The organism is Limnoglobus sp. (assembly GCF_059499385.1).
This window is the reverse complement of sequence record NZ_JCABYM010000008.1, coordinates 1-8,646: the sequence shown is the minus strand read 5'-3', so window position 1 is coordinate 8,646 and position 8,646 is coordinate 1. Positions and strand designations below refer to the sequence as shown.

The following is an 8,646-nucleotide window of genomic DNA, read 5'->3' as shown; positions in this document are numbered from 1 at the left end:
GTGTACCGCGGGTGGTGGCTGTCCTTGTACGGGTCGTTGCGGGCCGCGTTGTAGCAGCAGATCATGCTCCACCGCGAGTTCTCCGACTTGTTCTGGTCGCTGCGGTGCAGCAGGTTCGCGTGGAAGAACAGCGCGTCCCCCGGCTGCATCTCGACGTACACCAGCTCCAGCCGCTTCATCAGCTCGCCGACGTGCTCGCGGTCGGCCCCGGCCTGGTCGCCGGTCAGGACGTGGTTGATCCGCCCGGCGTGGTGCGACCCGCTCAGCACCTGTAGGCAGCCGTTCTCCTTCGTACACGGATCGACGGCGATGAACACGCTCGTCAGCCACGGGAACAGGACGCCGTTCTGGTACCAGTACCCGTAGTCCTGGTGCCACGCCCACGCGCCGCCGACCCTCGCGTCCTTGAGGATCATCTTCGAGTGGTAGTGGTACACCTCGCCGCCGAGCAGCCGCTCGCAACTGCGGACCATCCGCTCGCACCGGGCGAACATGCCGTAGACGCCGTCGCCGGGGTGGTTCCACAGGGACAGCCGGACGACCCCGCCCTCGCCGTCGGCCCGGCCGAACGACCGCTTGTCGAGGTCGTTGTCCTCCTTGGCGCTGCGGTGCAGCACGTCGATCTCGTCGCGGGTGAACAGCCCCTTCGCGAGGACGTACCCGTCGGCGTGGTACTGCTGAACGTGGGCGTCGGAAAGAGCGCGGGCCATCGGGAAGCCCTCCGGGTGGATGCTGGCAATATAGGGGCATGGCTCGGCCCGCTGCTATACTACCTTCCCCTTCCGGAGACCCCCTCCCATGCTCCGCTCCCTGCTCGCGCTCGTTCTCCTCGCTACGCCCGCCCTCGCCGCGGAGAAGATGAACGTGCTGTTCATCGCCGTGGACGACCTGCGGCCGGCGCTCGGCAGTCACGGCGACCCGGCCGCCAAGACGCCGCACATCGACAAGCTGGCCGCGACCGGCACCGCGTTCCTCCGGGCGTACTGCCAGCAGGCCGTGTGCAGCCCGTCCCGGTCGTCGCTGCTCACCGGCTGCCGGCCGGACACGACGAAGGTGTACGACCTCGTCACCCACTTCCGCACCGCGATCCCGAACGTCGTCACGCTGCCGCAGCACTTCAAGGACAACGGCTACCACGTCCGCGGCATCGGGAAAATTTACCACGGCGGGTACGACGACAAGCCGTCGTGGTCCGAGCCGTGGGAGGGGCCGAAGGGCCGGGCGTTCGGGCCGGACGGGCAGAAGGCGCTCGCCGCCGCGAAGGAGGAGGCCAAGAAGAACAACGCGGACGTATCGCGGGTCCGCGGCCTGCCCTACGAAGCGCCGGACGTGGCCGACGACTACCTGAACGACGGCGCGGCCGCGGCCCGCGCGGTCGAGTTGCTCCGCGAGAACAAGGGGAGGCCGTTCTTCCTGGCCGTCGGGTTCGCGAAGCCGCACCTGCCGTTCGTCGCGCCGAAGAAGTATTGGGACATGCAGGACGTGGCGAAGCTCCCGGCCGTCGGCCCGGCCGAGCGGCCGACGGACGCCCCGGCGTTCGCCCCGTCGCCCGGCGGCGAGTTGCGGGCGTACATCGGCATGCCGAAGACCGGGCCGATCCCGGACGCGGAGGCGAAGAAGCTCGTCCACGGGTACTACGCGGCCGTCAGCTACATGGACGCGCAAGTCGGCCGCGTGCTCGACGAACTGGCGGCGCTCGGGCTGGACAAGAACACGGCCGTGGTACTGTGGGGCGACCACGGCTGGCACCTCGGCGACCACGGCATGTGGTGCAAGCACACGAACTACGAGAAGGCGACGCGGGCGGCGCTCGTCGCCCGCGTGCCGGGCCAGAAGGCGGCCGGGAAGCCGACGAAGGCGCTGGTCGAGTTCGTGGACATCTACCCGACGCTGGCGGAGGTGTGTGGGCTGCCGAAGCCGGCCCACCTGGAGGGCCACAGCTTCGCGAAGTTGCTCGACGACCCGGCCCGGACGTGGAAGCCGGCCGCGTTCAGCCAGTACCCGCGGGGGAGTAAGGAGACCGGCCCGCTGATGGGCTACGCGATGAAGACGGACCGCTACCGGTACGTCGAGTGGCGGGACCGCAAGACCGGTGCGGTGAAGGCGACGGAACTGTACGACCACGAAACCGACGCGGACGAGAGCGTGAACGTGGCGGCGAAGCCGGAGAACGCGAAGTTGGTCGGCGAACTGGCGGCGCAGTTGAAGGCGGGTTGGAAGGCGTCAAGCCCCAAATAAGCGACCCGGTTAGCGGGCGACCCATCGGGTCGCCCGCTAACCGCATCATCACTTCTCGCCGTAAGCCTTGTACCGCGGCGTCGGCTTCACCGCGGCGGGCTTCTTCACCGAAATCTTCAGCGCCTCGACCGCGTCCGGAACCGCCGGGGCCGGCTCCGCCTTCGGCATCGGCCGGCCGTCCGGCGTCGGCTGCGGGACGACCGTGTTCGGCCCGCCGTCGTACCGGAACGTGCCCGGCGCGAGCGGCGACGGCAGCGCCCTCGGGGCCGCGTCGAACTCGCGCTCCACGGTCGGCCGCAGGCTCAGGCCGAGCGTCACGAGGCTGCCGAGGTCGCCGCCGATGCCGCAGAACCCGCCGTAGTAGTAGCTCGGCGAATAATAGTACCGCGGCGTGTAGAACGACGAGTACCCGTAGGAGAACCCGCCGCCGTAGAACGACGGCCGATACCCGTAGTAGCTGCCGTAGAACGACGGGCGGTAGCCGTAGTAGCCGCCGTAGTACGACGGCCGGCCGTAGAACCCGCCGCCGTAGTACGACCGGTATCCGCCGCCGTAGTACGGCCGGTACCCGCCCCACCCGTACCGGTGCCGCACCTGCTCGGTGTCGTCCGCCAGCGGCGACGGGGCCGGGGCCGCGACCTTCTTGTCGTCGTCCGGCCGGTACCGGCCCAGCTTCTGCGCCGGATCGACGGCCGCCGCCGAGCCGACGACCGCGAACACCCCGACGGCCACCGCGGCCGCACGGGTCATCAATCGGATCACGGGTCCACCCCCTTCCAAAGACGCACCCACCCCAGAGTCAAGGCCCGCGCATTCTACCCGACCGGCAGCCTCGGCGGAAGTGCCCGGCGAAATCCCATCCGTCCCCGCTTGCCCGACCCCTCATCCCGTTGCATGTTTCAGCCGGTCGATTCCCTCTCGCGAGTCCCCATGAAGCGGTTCCTGATCGTCACCCTGTTCCTGGCCGTGTTGGGCGGCACGCTCGCACTGAGCAAGGCGAGCGACCTGGACATCTTGCTCAAGGCCGGCCGCAAGGCGAAGGAGCAGGTAACGCACACGCTGCCGGAGGGCCGGAAGCTCGCGGGGCCTCTCGCCGCGTTCCGGGCCGGGGACGCGCTGCCGATCGAGGAGCGGGTGCGGGTACGGATTCAGACGGACAAGGCGATGGCCGGGGCGGACGTGACGGTCGCGTCGCCGACGGCCGGCGAGGTGCGGCTCCGCGGCATCGTGCAGACGACGGCGCAGAAGGCGAAGGCCGTCGAGCTGGCGACCGGCACGAGCGGCGTGGACACGGTCGTCGCCGAGCTGGCCGTCCCGGAAGGGAAGTGACCGAATGTGGAACCCGGAGCGGTAGCGACGGGGTGTGTTGGGTTCGCCGACACCCCGTCGCTACCGCTCCGGGTTCCACAAGAACACCTCACCGCATCACCCGCTCGGCCACGGCGCGGGTCATCGTCAGCAATCGCAGGAACACGCCGGCGGCCGCCACGATCCCGAAGCCCCAGCCGCCGACGACCATCGCGAGCAGCCCGAACCCCGTCAGCACCTCCGGCCGCAACCGCGGCGACCCCCGCGCGGCCAGCGCCGCCAGCAACAGCATCCCGACCAGCCACCCGGTCGCGAACAAGTGCCGCGGGTCGAACGGCCTTGCGGGCGAGGGGTCCGGCAACGTCGCCGCCTCCGGGACGGCGACCGCCACGACCGGCTTCGCGGCTTCGGTCAACCGGACCGGGTCGTCGGTCGCGACCTGCCAAGCATTCTCGCCCGCGATCCGCCGCGAGCCGGTCGGTTGCAAATCGTCATCGAGCATCAGCCGCTGGTCCGCCTTCATCGCCGGCACGCCCGCGGACAGCACGTCCACGGCCGGCAGCGCCGCGTCCGGCTTCCACGGAAACCGGTTGACCACGACCACCCGCGCCGCCGCGTCCGGCCGGGCCGCGAACACCGCCTGCCACCGGCGGGCCGGCCCCGCGGCCGCGTCCACGACCGACGCGCCGGCCGGCCACTCGACCTTCGTTTCGCCCCCGGCCGGCAGCCCGGCGACGGCGACCGTCAGCCCGTGCGGCCGGTTCGCCGCGAGCGTCAGGTCCAGCGTCACCCGCTGTTCCACGACCGGGCCGGCGCGGGTGATCGTTTCATTTTGGAGAAGGCCGACCGGACCGGAAGAATGCGCGACGACCTTCGGCGGCGGGCCGGCCTCCGCGAGGTAGACCGCCTCGCGCGGCCGCGGGGTCGGTTGCAACTGCCCGTCGCGGGCCGGTTGCACCGTCACGGCCCCGTCGGCCGCCGGGCGGACGCGGACCGTCGCCCCCGGCACCCCAGGCAGCTCGACCGCCGCGTCCGCCGCGAACGCCGACCACCGCCCGGCCCACCGCAGCGACGGGTCCTTCACCTCCGTCTTGAACCACGCCCGCAGCTTCGTGCCGGCCCGCTCCCACCCGGCCAGGTCGTTGCCGGACACGTCCGTCACGGCCACCGCGGCCGGGACCTCGCACTCGACGAACGGCGACACCGTGCCGCTCGGCCACCGGGCCGTGGCCGACACGTCGGCGTGTGTGCCCAGCGCCCACACCCACTCGTAACTCGCCGGCGGCGGGAGCGCGGTCGCCCGCAGCGCCGGCCGTGCGACCGGCGGGTTCGGCCCCTCCCGGCGGAACGACCGGGCCAGCGACTTGTCGAAGTCCAACTCCGGCACGGCCGCGAAGTCGCGGGCGACCGTGTCGGCCGGGAAGTCGATCAGGTTCTCGTTCTGCCAGCCGTCGGCGGCGACGTTCGCGAGCCGCACGCCGAGGTAGCTGGCCGTCACGTCGGCGTTCGTCGCCCGCGGCGTCCGCAGCACCGGGCGGGCGGACACGTTGTCCCGCGGCACGAGCCGGAACGTCACGGCGACCGCCCCCTCGGCCGGGTTCTGCAAGTCGATGGCCAACTCCTGCGCGCCGTCGGCGGCCGGGGTCAGCGTCCAGTTCCGCAGCCCGGTCGCGCCGCCGGCCGGGTCCGCGCCGCGGACGGTGACTTGTCCCGGTTCGAGGCCGGGCGGGATGGCGAACGTCAGCCGCGCGAGCGGCCCGCGGTTCGACTGGAAGAGGAACGCCGCCAGCGCCGCGGCCCGCGTCTCGGTCACGTCCCAGACGGTCGCCTCCCGCACCGTCGGGGCGGCCGGGGCGTTCGCCGCCTCCCGCCAGCGGACGGTTACCGCCCCGCCGCGGCCGAGGTCCGCGGCCACCGTCGTCGTGTCTTTATTCAAAGTGGACGTTTGCCCGCCGAGCCGGGCCGCGACGGTCGGGGCGCGGTTGCCGCCGAGGGCGAACGTCGCGCGGGACGCGAGTAGGTCCGGCACGCCGAACCGCACCTCGCGGTCGCCGCCGGCCCCGCCGACCGGCACGGCGAACGTCGCCTTCAGCTCGTGGCGGCCCTTCCCCGAAACGGTAACCGAATACTGGTTGGCCCGCGCCGCGTCCGGGTAGGCGGTCGCCCCGTCGAGCGTCATCGCCTCCAGCCGCACGCCGGCGAGCGGCAGCGCGAGGAGTTGCTGGCCGTCGCGGGTGACGTGGACCTGCCACGCCGCGTCGAACCGGGCCGTGCCGTTCGATTCCGACCCGACATATTCGGCGGCCGTCAGCACGACCGGCGGCAGCGGCGGCGCGGCGAGGACGGCCAGCCGGTCGAGCACGGCCTGCGGCACGAGCGCCGTCAGCCGGTTCGGGTCCGTCGGCGATTCCTGGAGGAAGTAAACCGTCGCCGGGTCCGGGGCCTGGGCCGTCGACGGAAGGTGAAAAATGACCGCCAGGAGAATCGCGGCCGCAGCGCGGCCGTTGTTCGCGAGCAGCGCCGTCAGCACGACGCCGACGAGCGCGGCCACGAGCGGCGGCCCGACGACGAGCCGCCACCCGTCCGGCGTCCACCACGCCGCGGCCCCGAGCGCGGTCGCGACGAGGAACAAGCCCAGCCGCGTCGCGCGGCCGGCGTGCCCGCGAACGAATCGGCCGACCGTCACCCCGACGACGACGGCGACGCCCCCGAACCCGACGGCGTACAGCAGCCACACCGGGACGAGCCGCGCGTCCGGCGGGGCCGCGGCCGAAAGCGTCGGCCACGCGCGGTAGCGGGGGCCGACATCGACAGAAACCCGGACCGGCGGCGACCCCGGCAGTTCCGGCGGCTCGGCGGCGAACCGCGGCGGCCACCCGCCCGGCGGCGGCAGCCGGTACGTCACCGCGAACGCCACCCCGTCCGCGTCCGGCGTCGGCACGGGCAAGGAGAACGTGTCGCCGTCTGTCGTGCCGTCGGCCCACTTACCGTCCGCGGTCGCGAGTTCGACCACCGCCCCGGCCGGCAGGCGGATCGGCAGCGCCCCGGCCGCCGCCGTTGTGACGCGGCCCGTCAGTTCCGCCCGCGGCCGGCCGGCCGCGTTGAACTGACAGTGCGTTGTCAGGTCGGCGAACCGCCACCCCCCGCCTGGTCGCGGCTTCTCGGGCGGCGGACCCTCGGCGGGCGACGTGGAACGCCGCGGGGCGACGGTCAGCGTCGCGTCGAAGTCCTGCGCGTACTTCAAACTCAGGCCATCGGCGTCGGCCCGCTCCGGCGACAGCCAACCGCGGAGCGGCGGGGCGAGCTGCACGGCGAACGTGCCGTCCCGTTTCGCCGCGCCGACCGGCGAAAGGACGGGGACCGGCCACGCCGTCCGCCCGGCCGCTTTCGGGACCGGCCCCCGCAGTTCGACCCGCACGTCGATCGTTTCGTTCGTCGGGACCGGGTGCGTCGGCTCCAGCGCCCACAGGCCGGGGCCGGCGGCGGACCACGCGGCCGTCGGGTCGTCCGGCGTCAGCACCGCGGACAGCGGCGCGAACTCTTGTGGAATTTTGAACACCAATCGGGTGAGCGGTCCGCGGGAGACGCTGACGCGGAACGTCCCCGTCAGCCGCGACCGCTGCGGGTCGATCCGCCAGTCGAGCGCCTCCACCGTCGCGAACTCGGCGGCGGCCGCCTTCGCCCGGAGCGCCGGGACCCGCCGCGGGGCGGCCGCGTCGGCCGGGAGCGTGCCGCGGAACACGAGCGTGAGCTGGCGGTCGGTGGTGGTGGTGCGGAGCAGCCGGTAGTCGCCGGGCGACCAGCCGTCGAGGTGAACGTCGGCCCCGACGCGCACGTCGATGCGGTCGTCCGCGAGGCCGCCCGCGACGGGGCGGACGAGCGGCGGCGGCCACGGCTCGCCGGCCGTCGGCACGGTCGTCACGGCCCCGATCGTGATCGTTCCGGCCGTCAGCGGTTCGCGGAACGTCAGCGTCAGCCGGTTCCCGTCCCGCCGCCAGGTTTCGAGGCTCGGCGCGGCCACGTCCGTCACCGTCAGCGCCGGGTCGAGGTCGAACGCGAGGGAAGACAGCGGGCCGCGGGTGGCGACCGTCTCGAACTCGAACGTGCCGACGGCGAGGCCGGGCTGCAGGTCGAACTTCGCAGTGCGGGCGAGCGTCGCGAACGGCGGCGGCAAGCCGACCCCGGCCGGGCGGCGGACGGTGAACTCCAGCCGCGCGTCGCCGCCGAACGCGACCCGCCACGCCGCGCGGTTGCCGGCCTTCGGGACGGGGCCGGTGACGAGCTGGTTCCCCTTCACCACCGGCACGCGGTCGGCCGGCAGGTCCAGTTCCAGCACGGCGACCGGGGCCGGCGGCAGGCCGAGGTCGAACCGCACGGCCCCCGGCTCCTCGACCCCACGGGCCGACCACGCGAACGCCACCGGCGTCCGGCCGCGGCGGTCGGCCCACAGCTTCGTGCCGCCGTCGAACGTCAGCGCCGGGCCGCCGTCCGGCCACTTCGCGTCCCGGACCGCGACGGTCGGCGAGCCGAGTGATAGCGCGGTGTCGGCGGAACTGGCGACGACCCACTCCCCGGTCCCGGCCAGCGCGTCGTCGGCGAACGTCGCCCGGTACGTCGCCCGCACGAGCGTCGGCGGCGGGCCGGGCCGGGCGGCGGCGCGGACGAGGTTCTCGAACTCGGCCCGCGGCATCTTTCGGAACGGGTTCCCGTCCGGCGCGGCCGGCAGCCGGGCGGTTGAAGGCAGTAGCACCCGGCGTATGGGGAACGGGTCCGGGAAGGGTTGCGGCTCGCGGTCGGCGAGCGTGCGGAGGCCGGCGGCGAGGCTGAGTGCGGACGGCAGCGGCTGGCCGCGGGCCGGCAGCGCCGCGACGGCGGCGAGCAGCGCGAACCCGAGGATCGCCGCGCGGCGGGTCATGGGTTAACTCGGACGCGCGGTAAAAGGGCGAGGAACGGGTGTCGGGCCTTCTCTTGTTCCCTCCCCCCTTGGGGGGGAGGGTTAGGGAGGGGGGTGAGCGCGCCCCCGGCCGGTGAGCAACGCCCCGGTAGGAGGGAGGCGGGGGGGGGGGGGGGGGGGGGGGGGGGGGGGGGGGGGGGGGGGGG

At 73.4% G+C, this 8,646-nt stretch carries 5 protein-coding genes; 2 read left to right on the top strand and 3 right to left on the bottom strand.

Going from position 1 to position 8,646, the window contains the following annotated elements:
• A partial coding sequence (locus tag AC5JJ2_RS00895) for a phytanoyl-CoA dioxygenase family protein (RefSeq protein WP_495856077.1) occupies positions 1–710 on the bottom strand: 710 nt, incomplete at its 3' end.
• Positions 711–798: 88 nt separating this feature from the next.
• Between AC5JJ2_RS00895 and AC5JJ2_RS00890 the strand changes: the two genes are divergently transcribed.
• On the top strand, positions 799–2,238 hold the full coding sequence (locus AC5JJ2_RS00890; RefSeq protein WP_495856076.1) for a sulfatase: 1,440 nt from the start codon (positions 799–801) through the stop codon (positions 2,236–2,238).
• Between the two features lie 48 nt (positions 2,239–2,286).
• Here the strand turns inward: AC5JJ2_RS00890 and AC5JJ2_RS00885 are convergent, their stop codons facing one another.
• Positions 2,287–3,000 carry a hypothetical protein gene (locus AC5JJ2_RS00885; protein WP_495856075.1) on the bottom strand — a complete coding sequence of 238 codons (714 nt, stop codon included), beginning with the start codon at positions 2,998–3,000 and terminating at the stop codon, positions 2,287–2,289.
• 168 nt (positions 3,001–3,168) lie between these two features.
• Here AC5JJ2_RS00885 and AC5JJ2_RS00880 point away from each other — a divergent pair, with 168 nt between their 5' ends.
• Entirely contained in the window at positions 3,169–3,567 is a 399-nt protein-coding gene (locus tag AC5JJ2_RS00880) for a BON domain-containing protein (protein ID WP_495856074.1), read from the top strand.
• A gap of 88 nt (positions 3,568–3,655) precedes the next feature.
• Here the strand turns inward: AC5JJ2_RS00880 and AC5JJ2_RS00875 are convergent, their stop codons facing one another.
• The gene (locus AC5JJ2_RS00875) at positions 3,656–8,461 is read right to left on the bottom strand and encodes a hypothetical protein (RefSeq protein WP_495856073.1); all 4,806 of its coding nucleotides are present in this window, start codon (positions 8,459–8,461) and stop codon (positions 3,656–3,658) included.
• Positions 8,462–8,646: the final 185 nt, after the last annotated feature.